Annotated in this window: 1 pseudogene; it reads left to right on the top strand. The window is 23.9% G+C overall.

The features are described 5' to 3' along the window. A pseudogene (locus FUA24_RS07745) lies at nucleotides 1–293 on the top strand (hypothetical protein); the annotation flags it as partial.

The following is a 293-nucleotide window of genomic DNA, read 5'->3' as shown; positions in this document are numbered from 1 at the left end:
AAATAAACAACAATAACAACATTTATCTATCAGGCTATTTTGGTAGAGATGTGTTTAGTATTGAAGATACTTTTGAAAACACCTACGGTAATACAGTTTTAAATTTTAGGTGGAATCACTTATTTTCAGATAAGCTTTTTTCAAATTTATCACTTATATATTCAGATTATGATTATAACTTAAAACTTAATTTTGTTGAATTTGACTGGATATCTGGCATCAGAAACTTCAATATTAAATATGATTTTAAACATTACATAAACAACAAAATAAAACTTCAATATGGCATAAAT

The sequence above is a fragment of the Seonamhaeicola marinus genome (genome assembly GCF_008085455.1).
Note: the sequence above shows the minus strand (reverse complement) of the source record. Positions and strands in the feature narration are given on the sequence as shown.